This is a genomic window from Brevibacillus sp. NPDC058079 (assembly GCF_042885155.1).
Lineage (GTDB): Bacteria > Bacillota > Bacilli > Brevibacillales > Brevibacillaceae > Brevibacillus.
This window is the reverse complement of the sequence record NZ_JBHVSO010000012.1, coordinates 119,985-146,448: the sequence shown is the minus strand read 5'-3', so window position 1 is coordinate 146,448 and position 26,464 is coordinate 119,985. Positions and strand designations below refer to the sequence as shown.

At 42.9% G+C, this 26,464-nt stretch carries 30 protein-coding genes and 4 pseudogenes; 18 read left to right on the top strand and 16 right to left on the bottom strand.

Annotated elements, in window-relative coordinates; translation table 11 throughout:
• Positions 1-53: 53 nt before the first annotated feature.
• Positions 54-632, bottom strand: a complete 579-nt coding sequence (locus tag ACFVS2_RS28215) for a hypothetical protein (RefSeq protein WP_390239642.1) — start codon at positions 630-632, stop codon at positions 54-56.
• 315 nt (positions 633-947) lie between these two features.
• On the opposite strand from ACFVS2_RS28215, the gene ACFVS2_RS28210 reads away from it, so the two are divergent.
• On the top strand, positions 948-1,622 hold the full coding sequence (locus tag ACFVS2_RS28210) for an SOS response-associated peptidase (protein WP_390239641.1): 675 nt from the start codon (positions 948-950) through the stop codon (positions 1,620-1,622).
• 43 nt (positions 1,623-1,665) lie between these two features.
• On the opposite strand, the gene ACFVS2_RS28205 is transcribed toward ACFVS2_RS28210, so the two are convergent.
• Positions 1,666-2,523 (bottom strand): discoidin domain-containing protein, encoded by an 858-nt coding sequence (locus ACFVS2_RS28205; RefSeq protein WP_390239640.1) that lies wholly within the window; start codon positions 2,521-2,523, stop codon positions 1,666-1,668.
• A 333-nt stretch (positions 2,524-2,856) separates the two neighbouring features.
• Here ACFVS2_RS28205 and ACFVS2_RS28200 point away from each other — a divergent pair.
• From ACFVS2_RS28200 to ACFVS2_RS28185, 4 genes and pseudogenes are all read left to right on the top strand, one after another.
• A pseudogene (locus tag ACFVS2_RS28200) lies at positions 2,857-4,356 on the top strand (recombinase family protein).
• A gap of 33 nt (positions 4,357-4,389) precedes the next feature.
• Positions 4,390-4,764: pseudogene (locus ACFVS2_RS28195) on the top strand (sigma-70 family RNA polymerase sigma factor); the annotation flags it as partial.
• Positions 4,765-5,021: 257 nt separating this feature from the next.
• Positions 5,022-5,153, top strand: coding sequence for a hypothetical protein (locus tag ACFVS2_RS28190; RefSeq protein ID WP_390239639.1), 132 nt, complete (start codon positions 5,022-5,024; stop codon positions 5,151-5,153).
• Positions 5,154-5,164: 11 nt separating this feature from the next.
• A pseudogene (locus ACFVS2_RS28185) lies at positions 5,165-5,251 on the top strand (hypothetical protein); the annotation flags it as partial.
• A 115-nt stretch (positions 5,252-5,366) separates the two neighbouring features.
• Here ACFVS2_RS28185 and ACFVS2_RS28180 read toward each other — a convergent pair.
• The 5 genes from ACFVS2_RS28180 to ACFVS2_RS28160 form a co-directional block, all read right to left on the bottom strand.
• Complete coding sequence (locus tag ACFVS2_RS28180) at positions 5,367-5,750, bottom strand: IS3 family transposase (RefSeq protein WP_390239638.1); 384 nt, start codon at positions 5,748-5,750, stop codon at positions 5,367-5,369.
• Complete coding sequence (locus ACFVS2_RS28175; RefSeq protein WP_390239637.1) at positions 5,719-6,087, bottom strand: IS3 family transposase; 369 nt, start codon at positions 6,085-6,087, stop codon at positions 5,719-5,721. Before ACFVS2_RS28175 ends, ACFVS2_RS28180 begins: the two co-directional genes overlap by 32 nt.
• A 146-nt stretch (positions 6,088-6,233) precedes the next feature.
• Complete coding sequence (locus ACFVS2_RS28170; protein WP_390239636.1) at positions 6,234-6,911, bottom strand: helix-turn-helix domain-containing protein; 678 nt, start codon at positions 6,909-6,911, stop codon at positions 6,234-6,236.
• Positions 6,912-7,108: 197 nt separating this feature from the next.
• Positions 7,109-7,567: a hypothetical protein gene (locus ACFVS2_RS28165; protein ID WP_390239635.1), complete on the bottom strand. Its 459-nt coding sequence runs from the start codon at positions 7,565-7,567 to the stop codon at positions 7,109-7,111.
• A gap of 220 nt (positions 7,568-7,787) precedes the next feature.
• A complete protein-coding gene (locus tag ACFVS2_RS28160) occupies positions 7,788-8,060 on the bottom strand; it encodes an HU family DNA-binding protein (protein WP_173621504.1) in 273 nt (90 codons plus the stop codon).
• Between the two features lie 359 nt (positions 8,061-8,419).
• Here ACFVS2_RS28160 and ACFVS2_RS28155 point away from each other — a divergent pair, with 359 nt between their 5' ends.
• The 6 genes and pseudogenes from ACFVS2_RS28155 (at position 8,420) to ACFVS2_RS28130 (ending at position 13,559) form a co-directional block, all read left to right on the top strand.
• Entirely contained in the window at positions 8,420-9,217 is a 798-nt protein-coding gene (locus ACFVS2_RS28155; RefSeq protein WP_390239634.1) for a hypothetical protein, read from the top strand.
• Positions 9,218-9,262: 45 nt separating this feature from the next.
• On the top strand, positions 9,263-9,619 hold the full coding sequence (locus ACFVS2_RS28150; RefSeq protein ID WP_144616679.1) for a hypothetical protein: 357 nt from the start codon (positions 9,263-9,265) through the stop codon (positions 9,617-9,619).
• Positions 9,620-9,851: 232 nt separating this feature from the next.
• Positions 9,852-11,351, top strand: a complete 1,500-nt coding sequence (locus tag ACFVS2_RS28145) for a recombinase family protein (protein ID WP_390239633.1) — start codon at positions 9,852-9,854, stop codon at positions 11,349-11,351.
• Between the two features lie 33 nt (positions 11,352-11,384).
• A pseudogene (locus ACFVS2_RS28140) lies at positions 11,385-11,759 on the top strand (sigma-70 family RNA polymerase sigma factor); the annotation flags it as partial.
• A gap of 539 nt (positions 11,760-12,298) precedes the next feature.
• Positions 12,299-12,784, top strand: a complete 486-nt coding sequence (locus ACFVS2_RS28135; protein ID WP_390239632.1) for a hypothetical protein — start codon at positions 12,299-12,301, stop codon at positions 12,782-12,784.
• Between the two features lie 349 nt (positions 12,785-13,133).
• Complete coding sequence (locus tag ACFVS2_RS28130; protein WP_390239631.1) at positions 13,134-13,559, top strand: hypothetical protein; 426 nt, start codon at positions 13,134-13,136, stop codon at positions 13,557-13,559.
• A 989-nt stretch (positions 13,560-14,548) separates the two neighbouring features.
• On the opposite strand, the gene ACFVS2_RS28125 is transcribed toward ACFVS2_RS28130, so the two are convergent.
• Together ACFVS2_RS28125 and ACFVS2_RS28120 are read right to left on the bottom strand one after the other, a co-directional pair.
• Complete coding sequence (locus ACFVS2_RS28125; protein WP_390239630.1) at positions 14,549-15,340, bottom strand: DUF2935 domain-containing protein; 792 nt, start codon at positions 15,338-15,340, stop codon at positions 14,549-14,551.
• A 210-nt stretch (positions 15,341-15,550) separates the two neighbouring features.
• Complete coding sequence (locus ACFVS2_RS28120) at positions 15,551-15,739, bottom strand: hypothetical protein (RefSeq protein ID WP_390239629.1); 189 nt, start codon at positions 15,737-15,739, stop codon at positions 15,551-15,553.
• A 281-nt stretch (positions 15,740-16,020) separates the two neighbouring features.
• Between ACFVS2_RS28120 and ACFVS2_RS28115 the strand changes: the two genes are divergently transcribed.
• From ACFVS2_RS28115 to ACFVS2_RS28095, 5 genes are all read left to right on the top strand, one after another.
• A complete protein-coding gene (locus ACFVS2_RS28115; RefSeq protein WP_173620615.1) occupies positions 16,021-16,515 on the top strand; it encodes a DUF1648 domain-containing protein in 495 nt (164 codons plus the stop codon).
• A gap of 137 nt (positions 16,516-16,652) precedes the next feature.
• Positions 16,653-17,078, top strand: a complete 426-nt coding sequence (locus ACFVS2_RS28110) for a DMT family transporter (RefSeq protein WP_390239628.1) — start codon at positions 16,653-16,655, stop codon at positions 17,076-17,078.
• Positions 17,079-17,101: 23 nt separating this feature from the next.
• Positions 17,102-17,800, top strand: a complete 699-nt coding sequence (locus ACFVS2_RS28105) for a Crp/Fnr family transcriptional regulator (RefSeq protein WP_173620617.1) — start codon at positions 17,102-17,104, stop codon at positions 17,798-17,800.
• Between the two features lie 21 nt (positions 17,801-17,821).
• On the top strand, positions 17,822-18,289 hold the full coding sequence (locus tag ACFVS2_RS28100; protein ID WP_390239627.1) for a DMT family transporter: 468 nt from the start codon (positions 17,822-17,824) through the stop codon (positions 18,287-18,289).
• A 102-nt stretch (positions 18,290-18,391) separates the two neighbouring features.
• Positions 18,392-18,895, top strand: coding sequence for a CarD family transcriptional regulator (locus ACFVS2_RS28095; RefSeq protein WP_390239626.1), 504 nt, complete (start codon positions 18,392-18,394; stop codon positions 18,893-18,895).
• A gap of 68 nt (positions 18,896-18,963) precedes the next feature.
• Here the strand turns inward: ACFVS2_RS28095 and ACFVS2_RS28090 are convergent, their stop codons facing one another.
• Both ACFVS2_RS28090 and ACFVS2_RS28085 read right to left on the bottom strand, forming a co-directional pair.
• Entirely contained in the window at positions 18,964-19,932 is a 969-nt protein-coding gene (locus ACFVS2_RS28090) for a GNAT family N-acetyltransferase (protein ID WP_390239625.1), read from the bottom strand.
• 151 nt (positions 19,933-20,083) lie between these two features.
• Complete coding sequence (locus ACFVS2_RS28085) at positions 20,084-21,151, bottom strand: CapA family protein (protein WP_390239624.1); 1,068 nt, start codon at positions 21,149-21,151, stop codon at positions 20,084-20,086.
• 151 nt (positions 21,152-21,302) lie between these two features.
• On the opposite strand from ACFVS2_RS28085, the gene ACFVS2_RS28080 reads away from it, so the two are divergent.
• Positions 21,303-22,469 carry a UDP-N-acetylmuramoyl-tripeptide--D-alanyl-D-alanine ligase gene (locus ACFVS2_RS28080; RefSeq protein ID WP_390239623.1) on the top strand — a complete coding sequence of 389 codons (1,167 nt, stop codon included), beginning with the start codon at positions 21,303-21,305 and terminating at the stop codon, positions 22,467-22,469.
• A 148-nt stretch (positions 22,470-22,617) separates the two neighbouring features.
• Entirely contained in the window at positions 22,618-22,959 is a 342-nt protein-coding gene (locus ACFVS2_RS28075) for a transporter (protein ID WP_173620623.1), read from the top strand.
• A 59-nt stretch (positions 22,960-23,018) separates the two neighbouring features.
• Here ACFVS2_RS28075 and ACFVS2_RS28070 read toward each other — a convergent pair whose 3' ends face one another.
• The 5 genes from ACFVS2_RS28070 to ACFVS2_RS28050 form a co-directional block, all read right to left on the bottom strand.
• Positions 23,019-23,792, bottom strand: coding sequence for a FixH family protein (locus tag ACFVS2_RS28070; protein ID WP_390239622.1), 774 nt, complete (start codon positions 23,790-23,792; stop codon positions 23,019-23,021).
• Between the two features lie 6 nt (positions 23,793-23,798).
• On the bottom strand, positions 23,799-24,410 hold the full coding sequence (locus ACFVS2_RS28065) for an SCO family protein (protein WP_390239621.1): 612 nt from the start codon (positions 24,408-24,410) through the stop codon (positions 23,799-23,801).
• A gap of 34 nt (positions 24,411-24,444) precedes the next feature.
• On the bottom strand, positions 24,445-25,314 hold the full coding sequence (gene ctaG / locus ACFVS2_RS28060; RefSeq protein WP_173620626.1) for a cytochrome c oxidase assembly factor CtaG: 870 nt from the start codon (positions 25,312-25,314) through the stop codon (positions 24,445-24,447).
• A 177-nt stretch (positions 25,315-25,491) separates the two neighbouring features.
• Positions 25,492-25,962, bottom strand: coding sequence for a thioredoxin family protein (locus ACFVS2_RS28055; RefSeq protein WP_390239620.1), 471 nt, complete (start codon positions 25,960-25,962; stop codon positions 25,492-25,494).
• Positions 25,963-25,965: 3 nt separating this feature from the next.
• On the bottom strand, positions 25,966-26,394 hold the full coding sequence (locus ACFVS2_RS28050) for a disulfide oxidoreductase (RefSeq protein WP_007727820.1): 429 nt from the start codon (positions 26,392-26,394) through the stop codon (positions 25,966-25,968).
• Positions 26,395-26,464: the final 70 nt, after the last annotated feature.

Genomic DNA, 26,464 nt, shown 5'->3' with positions numbered 1-26,464 from the left:
CCCTACTTTTAATCCAACGGTTGCACAGGAATAACCAATTAATTAATTAATTACTACCATGGAAACTTAGGTAAGTCATTACCGAAGGGTACCATAGCTATTGGAATATGGTCACCCATATCTGGTTGGACATGCATATGAATATCACCAAACCGTTCTGTTCCTCCATTTGGTTTTACTACTTTCATGTCAACACGAAGAATTTGGACTCTATCATAAGACAGACTAAATAACGTGTGGTTGTCGTCATTTCTACCGCTTCTTTTAGGGCCCTTCCATGATAATTTATCAACACCATATTCTTCAACTAGATCTTTTACGGCCCTTGTTACTTTATTTACAATTTTTTTTGTGACTTCTCTTTCAAAGTAAGTTATGTAGCCGCGTATAGCAGCAAAAAATGCTACTACTTTTACATGATCCATAAGAGGATTTTCACTTCTTAACGAAGCGCGCTGCTGACTATTAGAGGACGGTTTCCCATCATATTTAGTTGGATCATCCAGAATCACTTCATCAGGTGATTCACTAATGTTGACCATCTGTGCCGAAGCTAATGAAGGATTAAAGACTCCAGTAAAAATGATACTTAAAACAAGAGTAAAGGCTAAAATTCGCTTCAAGTGTTTCATTAATTTAAATCTCTCCCAGTTATTATTTCTACATATTCCTGTGCAAATAGTAGATTAAAAAATCAGGCTAAAAATAGGTTGGGTTATTAAATATTTCCAGCATGTTTAATTATATCCAACAAAATTTCATTTACAATTAAAAAGTAAATTGTTAATATTTAGAAATTAGGGCGATGTATGCTCTCATCTAGACTTGGTTTACCCAGAACTCTAAGCGCATGCTGCGATCACCAATATTTGCTGATTTCATTCTGACTGCTTAGAGCTGGTATACCAAGTAGCCGTTCGGCTATGATGGTAGTAAGAGGTGATAGTATGTGCGGACGCTTTACGCTAGTGACCAACCTTGAGTTATGGAATGCAAGGTTCCAAATTGAGGTTATGCCTTTTGATATGCAGCCACGATACAATATCGCTCCGGGTCAATTGATCCCTGCCATTATATCTGATCGAGGAAAGCGGCGGATAGGTCAGTTAAAATGGGGCTTAGTTCCATCATGGGCGCAAGACGAGAAGGCTGGCTACAAGATGATCAATGCAAAATCGGAGACAGTACGTGAAAAACCTGCATTTAAGAACCTGTTCGCCCGAAAAAGATGTATCATCCCCGCAGACGGTTTTTACGAATGGAAGAGGCTCGGAAAAGAAAAGCAGCCGATGCGTATTATGATGAAGACAGGCGAGCCGTTCGCATTAGCTGGCTTGTATGATACCTGGACAAGTCCGGAAGGGGAAAGGTTGCATACCTGTACGATCATAACAACGAAACCGAATGATGTAGTCGCAGATATCCATGATCGCATGCCAGTTATATTGAAGAAAGACGATGAGGCAATCTGGCTAGATCGCGAAAAGTTCGATGCTGACTTGTTACAATCGCTTCTTGTACCATATGATCACGAACAGATGAAAGCCTACCCTGTTCCAGCAATGGTTGGCAGTCCCAAAAACGACATGCCAGAATGTATTCAAGAGATTGCTAATCTATAAAAATAGAGGCACCTTCCTGGTTTATAGGAGGTGCCTCGTCATGTTATTTGGTATATTCCATCACTTCAAAAGATTGAATCTTACTGAATGCTACGTAATCTTTTCTAGCAGTAAAGGGCCCCTTGTTAAAGTCCTTATCGAACATATATGTTTCTTTACCACGTCCGTCTGCACGGCCATTATACCAATCAATGAAGTCTTGTACTTCGGATGCAGATAGCTCAAACTCTTTCTCGAGTCCACTGATCATTTTGATGACAAGTAATGCATTGTCGCCAGTTGGCTCTGGCTTTGGATCAGGGTCTGGCTCTGGATCTGGGTTCGAGTTAATTTTCTCCATCAGCTCAAATTCTCCAATGTCCACTTCAGTTTTATATCCATTGTTAATTGCTATATTTATTCTGTAATACCTGTACTTAGAGGGATTATCGAATGTGAAACTTTTAGGATTGCCGTCCCAATTTGTTACATTTGTTTGGGAGTCAAGTATAGTCCAATCTGTATCATTATTGCTTCCTTCAAAAGTCCACGTAACTGGTGCTCTTTCTACAATCCCATTTGAATTTGCAATTACATATTTCTGAATGGCTTTTTCATTACCAAGCCCAAAATCAACTTTTAACCAACCATTCTTAATTTTATATTCTGAGCTCCAATAGGCATACTTATTCGCATAACTAAAATTTACTTTGTCAAATGCTTTCCAAGCATCATAGTCAGTGCTGTAAATGCTAGAAGCAGATACAATAATAGGAGCAGCTGAGTCGTTGCTAGTTAACTGAGGTACTAGGTTTTCAGTATACTCATCTGCTGCAAGACTAATAGTCTGACCAGAAAATACAACAGACATCAAAAGTGCAAAACTTAGAATTAGCTTTCTGTAATTTTTAACAAAATTCATAAAAACCTCCTTGAATTTCTATAAATGGATAATTTCACATAGAAATATATAACAGTTCGTTGGATTGAGCAAAACATTATAAGGAATAAATTCAAATCAAAGGAATGCTCAGGGAAATGTTCATAAGGCGTTCAAGAAATAGCTAACCCGTCCCTGTTTTAAGGAGACGGGTTTTTCAATTAAGCCACTACTTATGACAAGCCGTTCACGCATATCTTCTCGACAGGAGGGGATGAACGGTGCATGTAAAGATTATACCGGGTAGTTCTGCTGACAGTATTCGTTCCGCCTGTTATCATTATTTATTAAGCAAGTACAGGAGGGAGAAGCCTTATGATCGGAATATATGCCAGGGTGAGTACAGAGGAACAGGCCAAAAGCGGATTCAGTCTCGACGATCAGATAAGGGAATGCAGGAAAAAGGCAGCGACGAGTGAAGCTGCCGAGTACATAGATGATGTATCAGGCGAGTTCCTAGATCGTCCGGCTCTCTCAAGACTAAGACAAGATGTGAAGGACGGGGTCATTACAAAAATTGTTTGTCTGGACCCTGACCGTTTATCGCGTAAGCTAATGAATCAACTGCTTATTACAGATGAATTCGATAAACGTGGTATAGAGCTTGTGTTCGTGAATGGCGAATATGCGAAAACTCCTGAAGGTCAGCTCTTTTACAGTATGCGTGGAGCGATTGCTGAATTTGAGAAAGCAAAAATTAATGAGCGTATGAGTCGTGGAAGAAGAGAAAAGGCAAGACAAGGCCGCGTCCTCCGTGACTTTCAAATATATGGGTACAGTTATGATCCTGAGAAGGAACAGATTGTAATAAATGAAGCTGAGGCAGCAGTAGTACGACTTGTATTTGATCTGTTTACTCAGCCAAATGATCTTGTTGAAGGAATAAATGGAATAGCCGTTTACCTGAACAGTAAGGGAGTTCCTACAAAGCGTGGGGCGAGTGTATGGCATCGACAAGTGGTACGTCAGATGCTCTTGAATGAGGCATACGTGGGGAGGTTTTATCAGAATAAATGGAATACAGAAGGGATGCTTGGCAACCAGTTTCGGCAACCGGATGAGAAAGTCCGTATGAAAATGCGCCCAAAAGAATAATGGATATTACTGCCCTGCTCATCCATTATTGATGAAATGAAGTTTGAACATGCTCAACGACTACTAAAGGAATCTAGAAGAAGATGGGCGGGCCGAAGCTTCAACGAATATCTTTTAAGTGGTCTCGTCCGCTGTGGTACTTGCGGAAATACGATGCCTGGGAGAAAAGCGAAAAACTGGGGTCAGGATGTTTTTGAGTACACCGACGTTAAGAACACTGCGGGTGCAAAAAACAAGGGCTGCGGTCGTCGTATCAAATGCTCACAGCTGGATAATGAGGTTTGGGAAACCGTTGCACACTGGTTGAATAATCCTGACGAGATTGCGGCGGCAGTGGAAGATAAAGTGGAAACTCCATTTGAGCAAGTAGAGTTGGAACGATTGCAAAAGGAACTCGAAAAAACAAAAGCGGGTCGCAAGAGATTACTTAAATTGTTTGCTTCCGGCGAAGAAGATATTGGTGAAGAAGATATTCGCCAAGAGTTGAAAGAACTGAAGGAGAAGGAAGATAAAATAAATCAGCGTTTAAGTGAGTTGACAGAACAAACGAAACTGCAAATTAATCATGAGTATAGCCGCAACTTGATCCAGGAAGCTGCTGAATATTATTTATCGAAGGCACAGGATGAGCTAACCTTTGATGATAAAAAAGAGCTGATCCGTCATGTGGTAAGGGAAGTAAGGGTATTTGAAGAAAGAGTGGAGATATACACGTTCTAAGTCTGTCTATGCACCCCTTTTGACATTTAGATTGAAATCCTCATGCATCTAAGAAGCCTGAAAAAAACCAAAAAAGACGTATCCTTGCACGACCCAATCGGGACGGACAAAGAAGGCAATGAAATTACCTTAATCGACGTCCTTGGCACTGAAACCGACGAAGTGGTCGACGCTGTGCAGCTCAAGCTGGAGTCCAATAAAATTTACCAGCACATTCACATCCTTGATGAGCGCGAAAAAGAGGTCATCATCGGCAGATTTGGGCTGGATCAGGACAAAGAAAAGACACAGCGCGAAATTGCGCGTGAGCTGGGTATTTCTCGTTCGTATGTATCCCGTATCGAAAAGCGAGCGTTAATGAAGTTGTTTAATGAGTTTTATCGGACGAAACAGCCGCAGAATCGGTAGTTTGTTCGCAGCGGAGGACACTATTTGAGGGGAATTACAAAAGTTTACACAACAAGTGTTTTTAATGGTTAGAATTCACACTCGTAAAATACAGACAAGTAAATAGGATGAAGCCACTCGGATGCCGGGTGGCTTTTCTATTTGCTTGCTGATCAAGAGGCTCTTATTGGATCAGTCAAAGCGCAGGGGGAAGGGGTAATTGTACGAACCAAAAGAAATAGCCTAGCGCAAATTACTATTACAAAGGAGAAAATCAAATGACAAATCAAACACCAGACCAAATTCAAACGATAAATACAAAAGAAGGCATAGATTACACGAAGTATATAAGCTTGTTGTATCGTTTCGGAGAGTATACGACAGAGGATGTCGCTCGTTTTGTAGGCTAGGCAAGTTAACACCCGAACAATATGAGGGGATTACCGGTGAAAAATACGAGACAATCAGTGGTAGAAGAGCAGCAGAAGGTGCAATAAGCGTCTTGTAGTGACTTTGGCAGCGGGCGAGATAAAAGTACCTTAGAAAGCAGATAAAGCGTGAGCAAGGGCGGCGGTTATAAATGAACTGCACCCCGTCAAGTAGACAGTACAAATAATAAAAATTTAGGCGGCCTTGGTCCTGAACTCCATCGGACTGAGGCCGTTTAGTTTTGCTTGTAATCGTTCGTTATTGTAAAAGTGGATATAGGCCTCAATATCTCTCTCAAGTTCCTCAAAAGTATGGTACGTGTGCAAATAGTACTTCTCACATTTGAGGGTCCCCCAAAAAGATTCCATTGGTCCGTTATCGATACATCGTCCCACACGGGACATGCTCTGGATTATGTTGTTGTCATCCAAAAGTTTCTTAAAGCCCAAGGAGGTGTATTGGTAACCTCGGTCGCTATGAAGCATGGGGCTGCTTCCTGATGCTGCCTGCAAAGCCCGTTTCAACGTCTGGAATACAAGTGGATTGTTATTGGAACGCCCTAATACATGATTTATCATGAAGGTCGAGAATAGCGCTTAAATACGCTTTCTGGCCGTTACCGTACTTGAATTCCGTTACATCGGTGAGCCACTTTTCATTCGGTGCATCGGCATGGAATTTACGGTTTAGTAGGTTTTCCGCCACCTGTTGCGGCGTGGCGTTTGTGTACTTCTTTTTCTTTCTCCGGATAACAGACTGGATTCCCATTACCTTCATTAACCGTTCTACGCGCTTATGGTTAATGGTTTTTCTGGTTTGTTTTCGCATATGCAGGGTTAATTGACGGTATCCAAAGGTGTGCTCCACTTTCTCATAGATGGTCATCATCACCTGGGTAAACTTCTCATTCTCCATCTCTCGAGCACTGGGTTTGCGATTTAGCCACTTGTAATAGCTTGAGCGTGCAATTCCTGCAATTTTACATAGGAGTTGAACGCTAATTGACGCATCCTTTTGAAGCGCTTGGATGGCATGGTAAATTGTTTCCTGCCGTGTCTGATTTAGCGTCGCCTTCTTTCTAGCTCCTCTAACTTTTTTAAGAATGCATTTTCCGCCCGAAGTCGCTCAATTTCGTACTCCATCTTCTTCATCTTGAGTTTCTGTTGATCGGCCTCTGTTAACTCCTCCGGAGTTTTCTTTCTCCCTTGGCCATCCTTTAACGCATCCTGACCGCCATCTTCGAACTTCTTCACCCATTGGTATACTTGCTGGTAGGAGACCTGAAAATGTTCAGCTGTCTTTTGGTAATTATGTCCATGTGCCAAACAATACTGCACAATCTCAATCCGTTCTTGCCAAGTCGTAGAGCGACCCTGTGTCATAGCTTTTGCTTCCCCTTTATAGGCTTTTAAGCTGCTATGACCATTATACTTGTTGATCCAATTAAAAAGCTGTCTCGTGCTAGCAATCTTGTATTTATCGATGATCTGGTACTGAGACAATCCCCCCTCAAGGTAATCCTTTACCGCTCGGAGCTTAAGCTTAGCACTATAGCGTTGAAGATGCGTACGACGCTCTAACCCTTCATATCCATACATCTTGTACCGACGCTGCCATTTCATTAAAGTCGTCTTGTTAATCTCATATTTCTTCGCAGCTGCCAGGAAACCAATTTCCCCATTTGATACTTCTTCGAGAATGGCGAGTTTCTCGAAAGCATTATATTTACCTCTAGACATGAAAAAGCTCCCCTCACAATAGCAAGCTTTTTATTATTTCGCCTGTCTACCGTATGGGGAGCATATCAGTCTCCTAGAATGCCGCTTGTCTTACCTCATTATTCAACTATCGAACCCAGTATTTTAACGTAGGCTCGATTACCAGCTGCTTCTTTTTGTGTTTATTGCACAATCGACTCCTGTTAATTCAGTATAGTTCATAAGGAATCAATATTTAATAAACGTCTGTATTTTTCTTCTCTTTCTATTTTCAGCCTATTCCTTTCTACGTTACATAAGAGATCTAATCTCATCTTAGATGAAAAACCTGTCTCTTCAAGTACGTTTAATTCTACATTAAAAACCCAACTACTCACATTAAGGCTAGATGAGGTGGAGTGTTCGATTAGACCTGGCTCCTGCTCTGAATCTACTTGAATAAAAGAACCATCTTCAAGAAAGAATTTATAACTTAGTCCATAAGCTAATATACCTAGTACCTCGCCCAAATCACTATGAGATATCTTCACAACCTCAGCAAGCACTTCCTTATCTTCAGCAGAAGCGAAACCATTTGAAAATCCTGTTCCATTGTTATTAAGATAAAAAAAGTCTTTATCACCTACGATGATCGGTTGGTCAAGGTCGTACCAATAAGGTTCCCATTTCAATTCCAATGTTAAGCCCCCTTCAAGATAATATTAAACTATCCTGCCTGTTAGTTTAACGTTGCTGACGAAGTAATTACCAATTAATATTTCACGACTGATTGATACAATTATAGCGGTGATGCTATATAGGGTACCTCCTGCATAACGCGGAATTACCTTGATTGACAACTATTGCTTTAAAAAGGAAAACGCCTCGAATAATCGGGGCGTTTTTTGTATGTATTGATTATTTTACTGAATCCTTTAGTTCTTTACCTGGTTTAAACGCAGGCATCTTACTCGCAGCGATTTCAATTTCTTCTCCAGTTTGAGGATTACGACCCTTTCGAGCAGCTCGCTCCCGCACTTCAAAATTGCCAAATCCAATAAGGGATACTTTGTCCCCTTCTTTTAGCGCATCTGCAATAGCATCTAATATAGCATCTACCGCTTTTGTAGCATCTTTCTTAGTTAATTCTGTGGTTTCAGCGACTCTTGTAACCAGTTCAGTCTTATTCATGAAAACACCCTTTCCTCAAGATATCCTCATTTTACTAGAAAAATAGAGGAAATGTAAGTGCTTGGGGAACGTTTGTTTGTGGTGACCATGATTAGTAGCCTGAAAAATGATATGTCCGAATGCATTCAAGAAATAACTGACCCGTCCTTTTTAGAGGAGACGTGTTATTTTGAGTTAATTTTAATTGATTCTAAAAGCGGATACCTCCTTCGGAATAATTCGGGGGAGGGATTTTTACTGTGGCTTCCTGTATATTTTATAGTTTATAAAAATTTAGTATGTATAAAAAAACTTGACTTGATTAAATTACCATGTAATATTTTTACATGTAGTTATGTAATATATTGGGAGGTAATATTGTGGTAAGGATAGAAAACAACTTTAATTTTCAGGCTGTGCCTAGCTATAGAGATTCATTGACAAGCGTAAATAGTGTACAAGATAAATATAAAACTGGAAAGGAAACTAAATTACAGGTACCGAGTAATAATGTCGACACTGTAGAGATTTCAAACGATGCGCAGTTGATGTTGAGAAGTTCTAGAAGTGCGGCATACAGTAGTCCTTGGAAGGACGTAGAGGATATAGTATCAGAATGGTATGATATAGGGAAACAATGGTTATCTGATGCAGCTGATTTCGCAGTAGAAGCAGGCAAAGCAGGTCTTGATTTTCTTGTATTAGATGATGTAAAAACATTATTTGACCCTAAATCCAGCAATACGGATAAGGGATTAGCTGCTTTATCTTTATTCCCTGCTGGTAAGGCAATAAAAGGGATGAAACTTCTAAAAAAATTTGACGAAGATGTTGCTAAGTTTGTTGATCGTACTCTTTCGGGAAAAGTAAAAGTCGGAAAATATTATGTAGAGTCTCGTATACAGGAAGATAGCCTTCTCGTTAGAGAAGCTGAGAAGGCTATGAAAGACCCGAAAATACAGAAGGATGCTGATGCATTATTAAGAAGATACCTAGAAGGGAATAATAATCCTGGGATCTCTAATAATAATATTTTTGGAGACATCTTTGAACTCAGATCAAAAAATGGTGCAAGAGTGTACTTGAGAAAGTCAGGAGATACTGTTGAGGTACTAGCGAAATCTGACAAAAACAATCAGAAAGACGTTATCAACCGTTTGAGAAAACTATACGATTAGAGCATATTGGTTTAATATTGTCAATTGAGAAGGGATCTATTAACTATGAAAAAGCATATTTGGATTAACACGGAATTATCTGATATCGAGAGTCAACAAAAAAATGATAATAATGTAGATGTAATTGTCACCTTACCAGATCGAACAAGATGGTGGGGAACATTTTTTACTTATCAAAACATCGAGACATTACGACGGAAGAATAAAAATACTGGTGAGAACCTGTCTGGCACTTATCTATGGTCGATAAATATGGTTATTGTTGAAGATGTGAGTCGTGGAACGATTGAAAAAGTAGTGGATGAGCTTATTCGAGAAGGTGATTTACAAACAATTATGGCGAGGATCGATGATGTTTCTAGTGACTCAGAAGCTGAATATGGTGATGATTTTTTTGATTAAGCTAAACACTCGGTCTCTACGAAGCCCTTATTTTTAAAAAACAACCCGTCCCTGTTTTAAGGAGACGGGTTTTTCATGTTTCCTCACTACTTATGACAAGCCGTTCGCGCATATCTTCTCGACAGGAGGGGATGAACGGTGCATGTAAAGATTATACCGGGTAGTTCTACTGGCAGTATTCGTTCCGCCTGTTATCATTATTTATTAGGAAAATACAGGAGGGAGAAGCCGTATGATCGGAATATATGCCAGGGTGAGTACAGAGGAGCAGGCCAAAAGCGGATTCAGCCTCGACGATCAGATAAGGGAATGCAGGAAAAAGGCAGCGACGAGTGAAGCTGCCGAGTACATAGATGATGTATCAGGCGAGTTCCTAGATCGGCCGGCTCTCTCAAGACTAAGACATGATGTAAAGGATGGAGTCATAACAAAGATTGTTTGTCTGGACCCTGACCGTTTATCGCGTAAGCTAATGAATCAACTGCTTATTACAGATGAATTCGATAAACGTGGTATAGAGCTTGTGTTCGTGAATGGCGAATATGCGAAAACTCCTGAAGGTCAGCTCTTTTACAGTATGCGTGGAGCGATTGCTGAATTTGAGAAAGCAAAAATTAATGAGCGTATGAGTCGTGGAAGAAGAGAAAAGGCAAGACAAGGCCGCGTCCTCCGTGACTTTCAAATATATGGGTACAGTTATGATCCTGAAAAGGAACAGATTGTAATAAATGAAGCTGAGGCAGCAGTAGTACGACTTGTATTTGATCTGTTTACTCAGCCCAACGAGCTAGTTCAAGGGATAAATGGGATAGCTGTTTACTTAACTAATAAAGGGGTCCCTACAAAGCGTGGTGCTAGTGTATGGCATCGTCAGGTGGTACGACAGATGTTGATGAACGAGGCGTACGTAGGGAGATTTTATCAAAATAAGTGGAATACGGAAGGGATGCTGGGTAATCAGTTTCGCCAGCCAGATGAGAAAGTCCGTATGAAAATGCGACCAAAAGAAGAGTGGATATCCTTGCCCTGCCCATCCATTATTGACGAAGTAAAATTTGAACATGCCCAGCGACTACTTAAGGAATCCAGAAGAAGATGGGCGGGCCGGAGCTTAAACGAGTACCTCTTAAGCGGCCTAGTACGATGCGGGACTTGTGGAAATACGATGTCAGGCAAAAAAGCGAAAAACTGGAGCCAGCATGTTTTTGAGTATACCGACGTTAAGAATACAGCAGGCGCAAAAAATAAGGGATGCGGTCGCCGTGTAAGATGTGAGCAATTGGACAATCAGGTTTGGGAAATGGTTGCGTCCTGGTTGAATAATCCTGACGAGATTGCGGTGGCAGTAGAAGATAAAGTGGAAACTCCATTCGAGCAAGTGGAGTTGGAGCGATTGCAAAAGGAACTCGAAAAAACAAAAACAGGACGTAAGAGATTGCTTAAATTGTTTGCTTCCGGCGAAGAAGATATTGGTGAAGAAGATATTCGCCAAGAGTTGAAAGAACTGAAGGAGAAGGAAGATAAAATAAATCAGCGTTTAAGTGAGTTGACAGAACAAACGAAACTGCAAATTAATCATGAGTATAGCCGCAACTTAATCCAGGAAGCTGCTGAATATTATTTATCGAAGGCACAGGATGAGCTAACCTTTGAGGATAAAAAAGAACTGATCCGTCATGTGGTAAGGGAAGTAAGGGTATTTGAAGAAAGCGTGGAGATATACACGTTCTAAGTCTGTCTACGCACCCCTTTTGACATTTAGATTGAAATCCTCATGCATCTAAGAAGTTTGAAAAAAACCAAAAAAGACGTATCCTTGCACGACCCAATCGGGACGGATAAAGAAGGCAATGAAATTACCTTAATCGACGTCCTTGGCACTGAAACCGACGAAGTGGTCGACGCAGTACAGCTCAAGCTGGAGTCCAATAAAATTTACCAGCACATTCACATCCTTGATGAGCGCGAAAAAGAGGTCATCATCGGCAGATTTGGGTTGGATCAGGACAAAGAAAAGACGCAGCGCGAAATTGCGCGTGAGCTGGGCATTTCTCGTTCGTATGTATCCCGTATCGAAAAGCGAGCGTTAATGAAGTTGTTTAATGAGTTTTATCGGACGAAACAGCCGCAGAATCGGTAGTTTGTTCGCAGCGGAGGACACTATTTTGAGGGAAACCTTTCGTAGCTCGTTCTCTACTTCTATTCAAAGTGAATGATAAAGCGTTGTGAAAAATGACATTTCATTACAAAAGTTTACACAACAAGTGTTTTTGATGGTTGGATTTAATATTCTGGTAAAACACAGACAAGTAAAAGGGATGAAGCCACTCGGATGTCGGGTGGCTTTTCTATTTGCATGCTGATCAAGTCGCTCTCATTGGATCTGTCAAAACGCTATTTCGACAGTAAAACAAATGAGATAAAAAATAATCCCCCGACAGGAGTCTGCTGAGTTTTCATAAACGAGTTTCCTCGCATTGGAAAGCAGCTTATCGGCAAGGTTAAATTGTAACAAGAAAAAAATCAGAGTGGTTTTAAATAGTACAGTTGTATTGTTTAAAATTGCGTGTTATGATGTTTTTGAAAAAATGGAAAGAGGTGGAAATTATATAATATTAGATAAGAATTATGAAAAAGGCATGTTCGAAAAGATTAAGTGGAAAGAGGAGTGTGGATATTATGATGAAAAAGTTAATGACTTTGGGTGCAGTTGTTTCTGCATTAACTTTCGGTTCGCAAGCTGTGCTTGCAAATGACATTTCACAAACCGAGAAATTAAGCCAAGAAAAGGCTAGGTTACAAGAGGGGAGTGTCATTGGTAAAGAACAACAAATCAAAAATGTTCAGCAGCTATCTAATGAAAACATCTTTTTTAGAAAGCTGGGATTAAGAAATACGGATGGATGGGTAGCTTTTGAGGATTATGCCAAGTTCACTGTTAACTACTACCGAATAGTAGAGATTACCATCAACCAATCAGGACAGACTGCTAATATCGAATACGTAGTGACTGCCCAAGGCAAGGAACCAAAGACTTTTCAGTTAAAAGGAGACACCATAGGTACACAGACATTTTGGCTCCCACCTGGCACGTACCATGTGAACTTCCGAAATCACTCAAGTGATCCGGCAGATGTTTCTGTCTCGGTAAATCAATACATGTAATGACAGGGGCACCTATGCTGTATTTCTTCATGGATTTGATTTCGTCACTACTCATGATTTTAGGCATGGTTATATTGCAACAATAAAAAATCTAGAAAATTTTTAAATAGCACGGTTGTATTGTTTAAAATCGCATGTTATGATTCTTTGTGATTGGAAGTAAATGGAAATGAAAATGGATAGGTGACATCAGTGAGCGATCTATCTTAGTTTTGGTGCGAGTTACACTAAAACTTACCATGGTAAGGATTATTCCATTGCTCGAATGTCGGCTACCAAGTCCACTCCCTATCAACTTGCTTCTCTTCTGAGGTCGGGTAAAAATAAGAGGAAGAAGGAGTGTTTTTCGATGAAAAAGTTTCTGACTAGTTTAGCAACACTGGCACTATTGACATCAGCCGTACCTGCATTTGCACAGGAGGGACAGCAATCAACTGCAACTACTGCAACCGCTCAATATTCCTCATCAAAAATATCTTCTAACGAAGATGAAAAGTATGAAGATGTGTTTCAAGATATTGAGGTGCGTTTTAATCATGTTCCAAATGTAGATAGATATAAGTGGGTTCGTTACAATATAACCGATGGATATGAGGACATGAGTGGTACTTCGTACACTACTAGCACAAAAATTTATAGTTTTAGTATTGGAAAACTATACAGATTACATGCTTATGCTTTAGACCAAAACAATAATGTAATCGCAGTATCAAATTCGGTGGAAATTAGAGGGACAAGAGGTCAAGATACGGTTATTTATCTTATGTTAAAGTAATGGCTAACGGAATAGATAGACGTAAAAGCACCTATAGGGTGCTTTTTTATTGAGGTGGGCGAGATGTCAAGTTTGTGAAGATGAAGAATGGCAGGCGGTCTCATATGTTGGTTGATCAGCTCACATACATGGATGCAGGCTTTTTAGCGAAGGTGTCACTGTATGCCAGTCCACAAGTCTAGGCGGCGAGAACGCAGTCATAGCAAGTATTCAAGCGTGTTTGGAAGGCCAACTTTCCTTACCAGCATTCTTTATTCGATTACTGCCGTGCAAACATCTCCATTGCTACAAAAAGAAGCCAAAAACCCCATAAACACATGGAATATAACAGCCTCTTAACAGAGATTTAAATCCTCACTAACGAACTGTGATGGAAATACAACCCTGTAAAAGTATAAATCTGATAGTTGGGACTGATCTATTATATAATCTGGTTGATGGTCCAGGAGATTCCCTTTATTGAACAATTTAATGAGGTGTTTATGCGTACTTTACGTTTTTTTAGTGCAGCAGGTGTAGCATTTCTTGTCAGTGCCATATTGTATGTCATTAGTATGTTCACCTTCCTATCATATAAAGGTGAAGGAGTGTTTAATGTTTTAACTTCCTTGACATTTATGTTGGCGTTTTATTTACTACCGTTTTGCTATGTTGGATGCTTAATAGGAGAATTGGTATTTTCTTTTACATCCAATATAGTAAACCGTTTTCTTGTAACTTTGATCTTTGTATTAACAGGCATCATATATTCATATTTGGTAAATAGGTTTTTATTGCAGGGGAATTCTTTTTTATTTTATTTATGCTTGTCAGTGTTGGGGTCAACATCTTTTTACTGGGCTCATTTTATTCACAATAGAAAAATGAATATACAACTTGCAGTAATACCAGGGTATGTATCGCTAATCTGTTGTTCCCAGGTACGCACAATAGCAATTGCCCGAAAGATACACTTTGCAAAAAGTGACAATCTTACGGGCGAATTTTCGCTACCTTGCGTGTGTAAGGGATACCTCAAAGGCATCTAAAATCTCTAGAAAATGCGAGGCTTCTCTAAATACATGGTCAGCGAGCAATGGGGGGATTATACTCTTAATTTTGCATTCCTCAATTAGATCACGAGCTGTTTTTTTGAAGTCACGCAATTGACGGACGGATACGCGATTTTGATCGACAAATTGATTCAGTAGCGGTTGCGTTTGAGACTGGGGGCGCATGGAATCAAGATCCTGAGCTTGGAACAATAATTGATCAAAATCATGACTAAACTCTCTAGCTTGATCCACTAGCTTTCTTTCGGAAGGATCGAGCAAATGGTTAATAAATTTCGCATGGTCAGCCATGATTCGTAGGAAGAAGACATTTTCATTAATCACCGCATCAGGTAAGGGATCAAGGTTTCCTGTATTCAGTTGTTCTAATCGATTTCGAAAATAGGCAGCCTCCCTACTTGTGTGATCGACCAAGAGCGGAAAGTTGTTACCACCGATTTTGCATTGAATAATGAGTCCGAGTACTTTGCGTTTAAAAGCCCAAATATATGAAACGGCATTGTGAACGATTTGATTAAAGTCATAGATTCGTTGAGGGTCTACGTCGGAAGAATAGGCAAGTGCTTGGCTTTCAATTTCTTCAAAAATGCTGTAAAAGCGATTCGCTTCTTCAATCAATTTTGTGTCTTCGCAGTTAAAGCCCAATTTGAGAAACAGGGAATGTTCTTTCATGATGCGAGACCAAAAACGTATTTCCTCTAATGATCGTTCTACAAAAACATCTGTCATTTTGTACCTCCGCATAAGGATTTGGGCGGATCATAGCCCATTTTCCACTTTTGATCACACATGATGTATGTCTATGCGTTTACCCAGTTTCGTGAATGGGCATGAGCACAGAATCCACATAAGAACGAAGCCCATTTCTTCATACGATTGTCTCGGGCGTTCATTTGACTTGTCCCACAAAAAAAACTCCCTGTAATGGGAGTTTCAATGTTAATAACGACGCATCGAATGCATTTGCGTTCTGTGGTGATGGGCCCGCATGCGATGGAAGTGTTCTTTTTCTCGAAAGGTATGATGACGCATGCGATCATGACGATGTTCAAAAGCTAAAGAGCGAAAACGTTCTGCTTGCCTCATGTGATGATGCATTCGCTGTCTATGATGCTCAATCGGATCCATGACACTTCCCCCTTAACGTTGGTACTTTATAAGATATGAGGACAGCTTCCTGCTTGCTTATGCATGAGTGGATATCGCAAAGAAAGAATGAAAAAGAGGCGTAAAGCCTTTAGCTTTCGCCCCGTTCTGAACAGGGTGAATTTTTTACTCGATTCGCGGTCTGGTCGGGAAACAGTCTGGTGGCTGCATGCCCTACCGCATCGGAAAGCTTGTACCTTGACTCGCAAATGGACATAAATGGTAAAATGCTTGTAGGAGGAGCAGCAGAAAGGGGGGAGAATATGAAGAGACCAATCATAGATATACCAAAGACAGGCAGCGAATGGTTATGGGATGTCGTTGGTTGTTTATTTTTCGTGGGATCGCTACTCTTTTTAGTCTTTGCATGGAATAAGCTTCCTGACGAGGTGCCTGCCCATTACAATGCATTGGGGGAAGTAGATCGCTGGGGATCAAAATGGGAACTGCTTCTTTTACCTGGGATTGGCGTCTTTATCATTTTCCTCATGCAGGTACTCGAAAAACATCCGGAGCTGCATAACTATCCAGGACGCTTCACTGAATTGAATGCCGAGCAGTTTTATTTGCACAGTCGAAAAATCGTGAACCAAATAAAAAATAGCTGCTTAATTATTTTTTCCGTAATCTTGTTGGAGTCGGTTTCCATTGCTCTAGGATGGGGAGGCGGCTTTGGGAAATGGTTTCTGCCGATCACCATCATTGGGATGATCGTTCTGCTTGTGATAGGAATCGTGAAACAAAAAAAGATTCAATGAAAAGAATGAGCGAGGGGTCCTTCTAACGGGAAGGTCCTCTCCTTTGTTTTTGCAACGAAAATCATGAGGACATATGTCCTTCCCTATCCACCTTGCGATCCTTTTTAATTAGGAGCAGATCAGTGTGAGGTGAGAGGATGAAAGGGATTATTTTTGCTATTTTGGGCGGCGTTTTTATTACCTTGCAAGGTGTAGCGAATTCAAAAATCAGTCAGGATATTGGTACTTGGCAAACCGCGACACTTACGCAGTTAACGGGCTTCCTCACAGCTTTTTTACTCCTGTTGTTTTTTCGAGATGGAAAATGGCAGGCATACAGGCGAGTGAAACCGTTATATTTGACAGGTGGGGCATTCGCTGCGTTTATCATTTTTAGCAATGTTACGGCCATCCACCATATCGGGGTAACCATGACGATTTCCGCCCTCTTGATTGCGCAGCTAAGCCTGACTTTTCTCATTGACAGTAATGGGTGGTTCGGTGTCGATAAACAAAAGATGAGGCTGCCGCATTTTATTGGGATCGGGATAATGATTCTGGGGGTACTAATACTGAGGGCCTGATGACGAGAGGGTGAAACAGAGGAATGAAGGAAATCGAAAATCGTGAGCTTTTGCAACAATATCTCCGTGACCATCAGTTAGCGTCTGTTTTTCATGAGCCTTTTTTGCCGCATTTGTCCTTGTTCCAATTTGATCAAGGGGAGCTCATTTGTGCTCAGGGCGAAACGGCCTGTCATCTGTATGTTTTAGTTGAGGGAAAAGTAAAGATTTTTACGACTTCCCCCGAAGGAAAAACCCTGATCCTTTCCTTTAAAAAGCCGCTTGAAGTGATCGGAGATATTGAGTACGTAAGGGGAATTTCTTATCTGAATTCGGTGGAAGCGGCCTCGTCTGTTCAGATGATCGGGATTCATTATCGCTGGTTGAAAAAATACGGTACAGACTACGCTCCACTCCTGCAATTTTTACTGCAAATCATTACGCATAAATTTTGTGTGAAGTCCAACTCATTAAGCATCAACCTTCTGTACCCAGTAGAAGTACGTTTCGCTCGTTATTTGTTGTCCGTTTCGATAGAAGAGTGGAATTCTGCCAACAAAGAACAGATTAGTACGAGCAATCTCTTGGATGCAGCGAATATGATTGGAACGAGCTACAGACATTTGAATCGGGTCATCCAGCAGTTCTGCAAGGAGGGGCTGATTGAGCGTGCCAATGGATTCCTTCTGATTAAGGATAGGGAAGGTTTAGCTAAAATGGCGAGCGAGACTCCGAACCAATAATGAGACAGGAGTGTCAAAAACATGGTAGTCGGGCTATTTTTCGCGTTAGTGGCTGGCTTGTTGGTCAGCTTGCAAAATATTTTCAACAGAAAAGTAAGTGAACAGGCAGGAACATGGACTACGACGACACTTGTGCTTGGGATGGGATTTCTGTCGTCTTTGACGATGGGGCTCATATTCGAAGGAAATCAGTTGTTTTCGCTTCCAGTTATGCAGCCGTGGTACTGGTTCAGCGGCATGATCGGCGTTGGAGTGGTCTTTTGTCTGGTGCAAGGGATGAGACTGCTTGGCCCAACGTATGCCATTTCCATCGTGCTCACTGCCCAGCTTGGCTTTGCTTTATGGTCGGATTCAATCGGCTGGTTAGGGTTAGTTCAAGTGCCAATTACTTTTACGCAATTGTTTGGGGTTCTGGTCATTGTCGGGGGTGTGATCGTATTTAAACTAGGCGGCGAATGGCAGCAGAATCGCTCAATAAGTAAGATGTAAAATTTTTATTGACTTAATTTTAAACGTCATGATAAAATAAAAAATTTTAAATTCAATTTTTGTGCTATAATGGATTTAGATTGCTTTGAAGGAGGTGGACGTATGTTTCAAGTTGGAGACAAGGTTTTTTATCCGATGCACGGAGCAGGCGTAATCGAGGCGATGGAGGAGAAAGAATTTCTGGGTGAAAAACACCTCTATTATGTGCTCAACATGCTGCTGAAAGAGTTAAACATCATGGTCCCGGTTGAAAAGATGTCCGCTCTTGGTATTCGAAAGGTGGTCGAAGCCGACATTCTGGAGAATGTTTTGGCCGCCATGCGAGAGGGGCAACGCGACACCACCTTGAATGCAGCGCAGCGCTACAAACTTCATACAGAAAAAATGAAGAGTGGCGATATTTACGAGCAATCTGAGGTCATTCGCGATTTGGTTGGTATGAGTAAAGAGAAAGTATTGGGAACGAGTGACAAAGTGATGCTGGATAATGCGCAGCAGCTCCTCATTAGTGAGATTGAACTGGTAAAAGACGTAGATACGGATCAGGCAACAGAGATGCTAAAGCAAGCTGTATGCCCAGAAGAAATGTCTGAGATTGTGCCATAAATTTTGTTGATATGAGGTAAGCAAGGGGAGTGATTGTTACTACAATCACCCCCTTTTTTGTATGTCTGTTAGAGCAACAAGCTGCGATCCAGGGAAAATTCTTGGCGACTGGCAAACTGGTGGTATCCAGCACGTAAAAAGGCTTTGGCCATTGGCGTGTTTTTTACATCGGTATCTGCGCGGATGTACGTTTCTCCTGCTTGTACAAGAACGTCTGTGGCCTGCTTCAGCAATCGATCTATATAGCCGTGTCCTCTTTGCTCGGGGAGAACACCTATGTATCCAATCGTGGCAAAGGTAGGGCTGACCGTAGGCATCAAAAAACCAATAAGCTCATTTTTTGCTGTATAGGCAAGCTGCCACCATTCCGGTTCGTACTTCATTTGTTGTAAATCTTGGAACATTTCCTTTGCTTGGGCTAGTGGGCCTTTTTCCAAGCGCTCCTCTGCAATTTGTTGATCATGGGTGAATTGTGAGACGCGCATGATGGCATCCATAAATGCAGCCTCGCCAACCTCAGGAAGACTGCGATACACAATGGGATCATGCGTTTCGTTTGATGGTATAACAGTTGCATCAATCGGAGCATGCCATTCGAAGCGGTTTGTTTCCCGGCTAATTCGAAAGCCGAGCGCTTCCAGAACATTTCTCCGCTCCTGGTGATCCGTATGCCATTGGGGAGAGGAGGAAGGTGAATCCAGAACATAACCGATTTTCTCCGAAAGATTCCCTGCCATGAGTGTAAAGACTTCGCGTAAGAAATGAGCTCCGAGCGAAGGACATTCTGTTTCTTTCCATGGAAGCTCCCACAATACCAAATCAGTCGCTTGATTACTGCCAGGCAATGTCCAGAAGGCAAGACGACCAGTGATCTCACCCTGTACCTCCAGAACGAAGCACCAGTCCTGACGCATGGCTCCTTGTGTGAACATTTTGTCGAGGTAAGCAGCTACATCATCCTGAACGGACGCAGGATGGTACGGGTAGGCAAGAAATGCAGGTAAATCCTCCGAGTGGATACGGCGAACGGTGATCATGCAGGTCATCTCTCCTTTGTAACTATCTAAAGTAAGTTTGTTAGTTACAAAAGAATTTTACCAAAATGTTCTGTGAATCGTCAATCGGGATCTATGTAGGAAAAGAGGAAGGGTAGGGAGCAAACTGCCCGCTCCCTCGTTTGCTCCGGTGTTATTCAATCAATACGCCCCGCGCTCTACCTATGATGCGGATGGCGCGATTCCACAGCAACTGGAGCTTTTTTCTCAGCAGGGGTCGCCCATACAGATCAGGGCTTTTTAGATACGAACGCATGGGGATGACACGAAAGCATATACGCCCTTGACTTACATATCGTTGCGAAAACGTCGGGATGACCGAAATTTGCTCGAGTGAAATCTGATTCCTTTCATCCTTCTCGACAGTAAATCGCAGGATTGCTCCGCACTGAGATTGATCAAACGAGAGCATTTTCTCTGATGTGAAATTGCCCAATGAATACGCGACTAGTGTTTGTCTCTTTGTTCCGTGAGCAGTCGTGATACTCGGGGTGACAACAGGCTGCAGAACATGTGGATGAGCTCCGAGGATGATATCAGCGCCGTTGTCGAGCAGGCTTTGTACGAGCTGTCGCTGGCGCGTCGTTGGTGTATAGCGGAATTCAATCCCAAAGTGAAGGGAGATGATCACAACATCGACGAGAGGACGGACTTTTCTCAGGTCGGATAATATCGTGTCAAGATGAAGAAGTCGGACGATCCATGGCGTATGAGCGGGGATCACCTGCTTGTTTGTCCCGTAGGTGTATGCAAGCATAGCGATGCGAATGCCGTTTACCTCCTTAATCAGGTAGGTATTTGCCTCCTCGCGGCTTCGATAGGTTCCGGTATGAGCAAGCTTGTATCGATCCAAAACATCAAGGGTTCGGCAAAGTCCGGTTACTCCGCCATCCAGACAGTGGTTATTCACTGTAGTCAATACGTCAAAGCCAGATGTTTTCAAGTCCCGAGCCAATTCATCTGGACAGTTGAAGCGAGGGTAACCGGTTCGTGCCGAACCGATTTGATAGGGCTGCGTTTTCCCGGAAAAGGTGGTTTCTAAATTGCCAATCGTGAGATCTGCCGCTGAGAGAATCGGTGTCACGGGATGAAACATATCCGTAAAAGTGAATTGATCTGTACCAGGCAGTCTGGCAGTTGCCACCTGCTCTTTCCACATCAGGATGTCGCCTACAGCGGCGATGGTGGCCTTTTTTTTCATGCGCTTCACCTCCCCTCCTACTCTATTCCAGAAGTCGTCCGTCTGATTTGGATAGTAGCGGAACGTTTTCATAGATAATGGTCTATACAGGCTGTCTATGCCTTTCATACAATAGGAAAGCTGATCGAGAGAAGAACGAGGCAAAGGGGTGATGCCCGTGAAAAAGAAGAGAAGAGCTGCTGTACCGGTAAAGACACTGATTCTCGACAAGCCCGTTATTGCTGTGACAGGAAGTGCAGGGAAGACCACGACAAAGGAAATGATCTATACCATCCTGAATCTACGCATGCCCACATATAAATCGATGCACAACAAGAACTTCCTGGGAAATACAAGAGCGCATACCAAAAGAATTCGGGACGAGCACAAGGCCGCAGTGCTTGAGTATGGTATTTATCGACGTGGTCATTTGCGACAGCATTGCAAAATCATACAGCCGTCGATGGGAGTCATCACGAATATTGGCACGGCTCATATCGGAAATTTTGGCGGTGATGCTAGGCAGCTGGCATTAGCAAAAACGGAGTTAATTCGTCATATGAAACCCACGGGAACCATTTTTCTGAATGGGGACTGTCCCTTTTCTCGCGAGTTCATTCAACAGCCTTACCTGGGTTCGTTCACGGGAAAAGTCGTGACATTTGGCAAGGAGCAGGAGGCGGACTATAAGGCGGGGCGAACGAAAATAGAGGGCAATGGGTTTCGATTCGAATGTTCTTTGCGTGGAGAAAAGGAGTCATTTTTTGTTCCTATTCCCGGCGAGCATAATTTGTACAACGCGTTGGCTGCTATCGCAGTCGCGCATACGATGGGGATTCCCGTCGATGATATTCGTCGCGGGTTAAGCCAGTTTCGCGGACAACGAAAACGACTAACCAGCTATCGATTCGCGAATAACATTCAGGTGCTGGATGATACCTACAGCTCGAATCCGGATGCGGCCAAGGCAGCGATTGATGTATTAAGCCAGGTAGGGCATACCACAAAGATCGCGGTGCTCGCCAGTATGCTGGAAATGGGCAAATACGACGTGAAAGGTCACGAGGATGTCGGGAAATATTTGAGTCAAAAAAATGTAGACTACTTATATACGCTGGGGAGAAGTGCTAGGTATATTGCCAGAGCAGCGATTCTCTCCGGTTTTCCGGCAAATCGGGTCAGGCATTGTTTGAGCAAGGCAGGCTTGCATCGTCGTCTAGCAAAACAGCTGAAGCCAGATACAGCCTTCCTCGTAAAAGGATCGAATCGGTTGAAAATGGGAGAGACTGTACAATTTTTGTGCAGAGTAACAGCCAATCTAAGCAATCGGAAAGGATGAAAGAGTGGGGACGCCTGAAAGGGTGCGGACAAGGGATTTGCATACAGGCTATTGCGGAAAAAATAGGTGAATGACGGCGGGCAAACGCACATACCATCTGTGCGTTTGCTGCATTTCCTATAGGGAGACTAGTAGGAGGTGACACGTCATGTCATATCAATTTCCCCCTGGCGGTCCAGAAGGTTCCCCAGGTTATCAAGGTTCCCCTGGTTCACCGGGAGGTTTTCCCCCTCCGCCACCAGGTCCTCCACCGAGCAGGACGCCAAGTGCACCGGGAGCAAGAGGCTATGGGGGAACACGCCGGATCGATGCTGGCGGATTCTACCCCTGTTTATATCGTTACACGTATGTTTGGCTGCGAAATGGTCGCTCTTTCTGGTTTTACCCCGTCTATGTCAGTCGTAACTCTGTATCCGGTTATCGCTGGAGAGGGAATCGATGGCAGTATTACGGGACAGACTTGGATCGAATCGCTTATTTTACATGTTGACTCCATTTACGAGCAAAAAGGCCATTCCCGGGGAGGATGGCCTTTTTATTTTGAAGGACTTATTTTATGGAGAGTGAGAAATCCTTGTGATCATGAATGTCTCCTTTTTCCACATGAACCTTCACTGTATAATCTCCGGCAGTGGGGAACTGTACGTTGCCTTCATACTGGCCTGTCGCAGTTTCCGTTGCATCGACGAAGCTGTGCTTCTCGTCATTTCCCAGCCAGAACTCGAATTTGACTGTCGCTTTGTCCAACGCTTTGTTGTCTTTCATCAGATGAACGGTGAGAGCAGCTGGTGTTGCCACTTGAATATTGTCGGCTGGAGAGAAATGATAATCAACTGTTTCACCATTCGCGTGACCTGCCGCCCCATGATCATGTGACTGACCTGCGTCAGCTGGAGGTGCGGATGGCGTTGCCCCAGTCGTCTCGCCAGTCTTGTTGTTTACGGTAAACGGTGTCTTCTGCATATTGTGGAAATCACGTGCCGTTACATGGTAGTAGACAAAATAAGAACCTGGCTCGCTAATGGTTTGTTGGGCCGTGTAGACACCGTCTCCTTGCAGCGAAGCCGGGATCGTCTCATGCTTTTCTTGCCCATCTTTCCACCATTCGAACTTCACTTCCTTGGCATCATCCACGGGTTGGCCATCTTGTGTAACTTTAACGGAGAAGGTAACTGTGTCGCCGGCTACAAGTTCCTTTGGTTCCAATGTAAAGGCAGCCTCGACGGGAGATCCAGGTAGCAAAGCTTGTTGCTCGTTCTCTTTTCCACAAGCGGCTAAAAGGAGCATAAGCATGGATAAGAGCAGAATCATCGTACGTTTCATGTTGGATTACCCTTCCTTCTTCAATTTCAACAGTTCCTGATAAATTTGTTCGGGATCGAAATCGTCTCCCATGCCGAATTTTTGAATGACGGCATTGTTATCATCCACGAGATACGTACTCGAGGTATGAGAGATAAATCCATCATCCATCTTATTGGCAAAAAAGCCAAGCGAATTTGTAACCGTTTTGATCGTTGTCTCATCACCCCGAAGCAGGGTCCAGCCTTGTTCTTGTATCCCCAACTGCTTGGCATAGTAGCGCATGACATCAGGGGTGTCGTTTTGTGGATCAATCGTGATGGTCAAAAACTCAACGTCTTGCCCCATCAAGTTTGCTTCGAGCAAGCGCTTTTGTAGCTGAACCATTTTTATCGTTGTCGTGGGACAAATATCCGGGCAACGGGTATAAATCAGCTCTACCAAGCGAAACGTTTTCTTTTGCGGTGCTAGCGAATAGGATTGTCCATCGATGGTTTGCAAAGTCACATCAGGTAATTTCGCCTGGGCGTTCTTGGGCCCGAACCAAACCCAAGAAGCGACAAGAGCAACAAGCACAAGGACGGGTAACAACAAGAGCAACCGTCGGATTCGGATAGCGGTAGCAGGGGCGATATTCACGTGTGTGTGGCGCCTCCTTTCTGTTTCTTTTTGGCTATGGCGTCATGAGGCCGTCCTCTTCCTGATTCTTTTCTTTTCGATACCAGGTAGAGAAGATGTAAGCCAGGACGACTCCGTACGTCAGTTCCTGCATGAGCTTCATCACAATTCCGCCCAGCCGTTGATCCTCGAGAGGGAGAAGAGGAACGGCAAACATCGATTTGTCGATCGGCGTGGAAAAGAATGGAGCGCAGAGCATGGAAGGACCGTCTACATATGTCGTATACAACGGTGTTGCTGAAAAAATAATCAGTGCGCATGCAGGCGTAATTAAAACGCCGTTAGCAAAGATGTAGGCAAGCTTTTGCAGTTCCGACAGACGGTGAATTTCCGGTATCGGTGCGACAACCGGCATCCACATCAAAATCGCAGTCACCAGCAGCAGTAAATGAATCAAATTATGTAGGGCCAGGTTGTTCATTGCCAAGTCTAAAATAACGGGCATGTGGTAAAAAGAGAACAGGGCATTGAACATGAGAATAGCTGGTATCGGGTGACTCGCTATGCGCATGAACAGCTTGAGCCCCCGGCGATAGAACAGGCCGCGGATCAACCATGACGGGGTCCCTGCCAAGAGGAGCAAGGGCATTACGAGATAGAGCAACGATTGCTGCAGCATGTGGGCACTAAACAAAAAATGCCCAGCTACGTTCAAAGGACTCCCCATACTAAAGTAAAAACCAAGTAAGCCGAGGGTGAAAAAAGTCTTTTGCTTTCGTGTAACAGGTGTGGAATCTTGAAAAGTTTGGCGTAATGGTCCGGTCAGCGAGAAATAAGCCAGACCGATCAAGAAGGTCAAAAGAATCAGCTCTGGATTCCATGTCGCCCGAAAGCCAAAGGTTTCAGTGAAATAAGTGAGGGTCATGCGATTACCTCCGTTTTCAAGGATTATCCCCAGTACTCATTATAGGCAAATAACTGGAAAAGCCTAATGACTCGTTCGGGCTATTTCTTCCAAGGGAACGGAAATCTTCACATATTTGTCACGTATGTCCAATATGAAAAGAGCCTCCCGCAAAGAATTGTGGGAGGCTACCAAATGTTATGATTTTTTCTGTTCTTCCAACCAAGTTTTCCATTCGCTTGCTTCGCGTCCACCGACGAGTCGAGCTACTTCCTTGCCGCCCTTGTAATGAACGAGGGTCGGAGTGAATTCGATGTTGTATTCACCATAGCTGGCGTTAAATTCCAGCAAATTGAGCTTTTTCATATCGATGTCCAAGCTTTTCACGATCGGCACAAGGACGGGGGTAGTTGCTTTGCAATGCTCACAAACCGGGCTGTAAAAGTAAACAAACGCGTCCTCCTGATTATCGAGCTTACCTTTGAGCTCATTAGGCATAATGAGATTATCGTACAGCGGGTCACTCAATTGATCGAGAGTAGCGGGGTGCAAATTGGCTTTACCGTAAGGGTTTCCTTCCGCAAGCTGACGGTTCGAAATGTCAGCGTACACAATCGCACCGATCAGGAGCGCAGCCACAAGGATAGATAGAAAGATGACTTTCTTCATGAATCATTTCTCCTTTGCATTTTTCATAACGATGACAAGCAGGATGCTGATCAAGGTGAAGGCAATGAGAGCAAGGAACGGAATTGTGATAAAGCCTAGCCAGTTAATATAGTCCGTGTTGCATGGTACAATGCCGCAAGCGCTACCCAGATCTTGCAGGGCAGGTATTTTTTGAATCGAGTAATGATACAGCGATGTGAGTCCTCCTATGATGGAGAGAATCAAGGCGTACGACGCGATCTTGTCATCTTTCTTCGCGGTGGCCACCCCGAGTAAGATGACGAGTGGGTACATCAAGATTCGCTGGTACCAGCACAGGTCACACGGTATGTACTTTAACACCTCTGAAAAAAACAAACTGCCTCCGGTTGCGATCAGGGAGACTCCCCAAGCGGCAAACATGGCTTGTTCCACGATTTGCTGACGTTTCATATAAACACCTCGTCCATATCTTAACATATTACAAATCGAAAGTAGATTATAAAAAGTAATAATTTGTTGA

Bases quoted from the DNA above. Each gene is read 5' to 3' on its own strand.
- ACFVS2_RS28110 (WP_390239628.1), top strand. From the start codon at position 16,653: ATGAAAGGGATTATTTTTGCTATTTTGGGCGGCGTTTTTATTACCTTG.
- ACFVS2_RS28170 (WP_390239636.1), bottom strand. From the start codon at position 6,911: ATGTCTAGAGGTAAATATAATGCTTTCGAGAAACTCGCCATTCTCGAA.
- ACFVS2_RS28135 (WP_390239632.1), top strand. From the start codon at position 12,299: ATGATGAAAAAGTTAATGACTTTGGGTGCAGTTGTTTCTGCATTAACT.
- ACFVS2_RS28145 (WP_390239633.1), top strand. From the start codon at position 9,852: ATGATCGGAATATATGCCAGGGTGAGTACAGAGGAGCAGGCCAAAAGC.
- ACFVS2_RS28095 (WP_390239626.1), top strand. From the start codon at position 18,392: ATGTTTCAAGTTGGAGACAAGGTTTTTTATCCGATGCACGGAGCAGGC.
- ACFVS2_RS28080 (WP_390239623.1), top strand. From the start codon at position 21,303: ATGCCCGTGAAAAAGAAGAGAAGAGCTGCTGTACCGGTAAAGACACTG.
- ACFVS2_RS28070 (WP_390239622.1), bottom strand. From the start codon at position 23,792: ATGAAACGTACGATGATTCTGCTCTTATCCATGCTTATGCTCCTTTTA.
- ACFVS2_RS28075 (WP_173620623.1), top strand. From the start codon at position 22,618: ATGTCATATCAATTTCCCCCTGGCGGTCCAGAAGGTTCCCCAGGTTAT.
- ACFVS2_RS28085 (WP_390239624.1), bottom strand. From the start codon at position 21,151: ATGAAAAAAAAGGCCACCATCGCCGCTGTAGGCGACATCCTGATGTGG.
- ACFVS2_RS28190 (WP_390239639.1), top strand. From the start codon at position 5,022: ATGACAAATCAAACACCAGACCAAATTCAAACGATAAATACAAAAGAA.
- ACFVS2_RS28160 (WP_173621504.1), bottom strand. From the start codon at position 8,060: ATGAATAAGACTGAACTGGTTACAAGAGTCGCTGAAACCACAGAATTA.
- ACFVS2_RS28090 (WP_390239625.1), bottom strand. From the start codon at position 19,932: ATGATCACCGTTCGCCGTATCCACTCGGAGGATTTACCTGCATTTCTT.
- ACFVS2_RS28215 (WP_390239642.1), bottom strand. From the start codon at position 632: ATGAAACACTTGAAGCGAATTTTAGCCTTTACTCTTGTTTTAAGTATC.
- ACFVS2_RS28115 (WP_173620615.1), top strand. From the start codon at position 16,021: ATGAAGAGACCAATCATAGATATACCAAAGACAGGCAGCGAATGGTTA.
- ACFVS2_RS28150 (WP_144616679.1), top strand. From the start codon at position 9,263: ATGAAAAAGCATATTTGGATTAACACGGAATTATCTGATATCGAGAGT.
- ACFVS2_RS28050 (WP_007727820.1), bottom strand. From the start codon at position 26,394: ATGAAACGTCAGCAAATCGTGGAACAAGCCATGTTTGCCGCTTGGGGA.
- ACFVS2_RS28055 (WP_390239620.1), bottom strand. From the start codon at position 25,962: ATGAAGAAAGTCATCTTTCTATCTATCCTTGTGGCTGCGCTCCTGATC.
- ACFVS2_RS28175 (WP_390239637.1), bottom strand. From the start codon at position 6,087: ATGGAGAATGAGAAGTTTACCCAGGTGATGATGACCATCTATGAGAAA.
- ACFVS2_RS28205 (WP_390239640.1), bottom strand. From the start codon at position 2,523: ATGAATTTTGTTAAAAATTACAGAAAGCTAATTCTAAGTTTTGCACTT.
- ACFVS2_RS28180 (WP_390239638.1), bottom strand. From the start codon at position 5,750: ATGATAAATCATGTATTAGGGCGTTCCAATAACAATCCACTTGTATTC.
- ACFVS2_RS28130 (WP_390239631.1), top strand. From the start codon at position 13,134: ATGAAAAAGTTTCTGACTAGTTTAGCAACACTGGCACTATTGACATCA.
- ACFVS2_RS28210 (WP_390239641.1), top strand. From the start codon at position 948: ATGTGCGGACGCTTTACGCTAGTGACCAACCTTGAGTTATGGAATGCA.
- ACFVS2_RS28105 (WP_173620617.1), top strand. From the start codon at position 17,102: ATGAAGGAAATCGAAAATCGTGAGCTTTTGCAACAATATCTCCGTGAC.
- ctaG (WP_173620626.1), bottom strand. From the start codon at position 25,314: ATGACCCTCACTTATTTCACTGAAACCTTTGGCTTTCGGGCGACATGG.
- ACFVS2_RS28125 (WP_390239630.1), bottom strand. From the start codon at position 15,340: ATGACAGATGTTTTTGTAGAACGATCATTAGAGGAAATACGTTTTTGG.
- ACFVS2_RS28100 (WP_390239627.1), top strand. From the start codon at position 17,822: ATGGTAGTCGGGCTATTTTTCGCGTTAGTGGCTGGCTTGTTGGTCAGC.
- ACFVS2_RS28120 (WP_390239629.1), bottom strand. From the start codon at position 15,739: ATGGATCCGATTGAGCATCATAGACAGCGAATGCATCATCACATGAGG.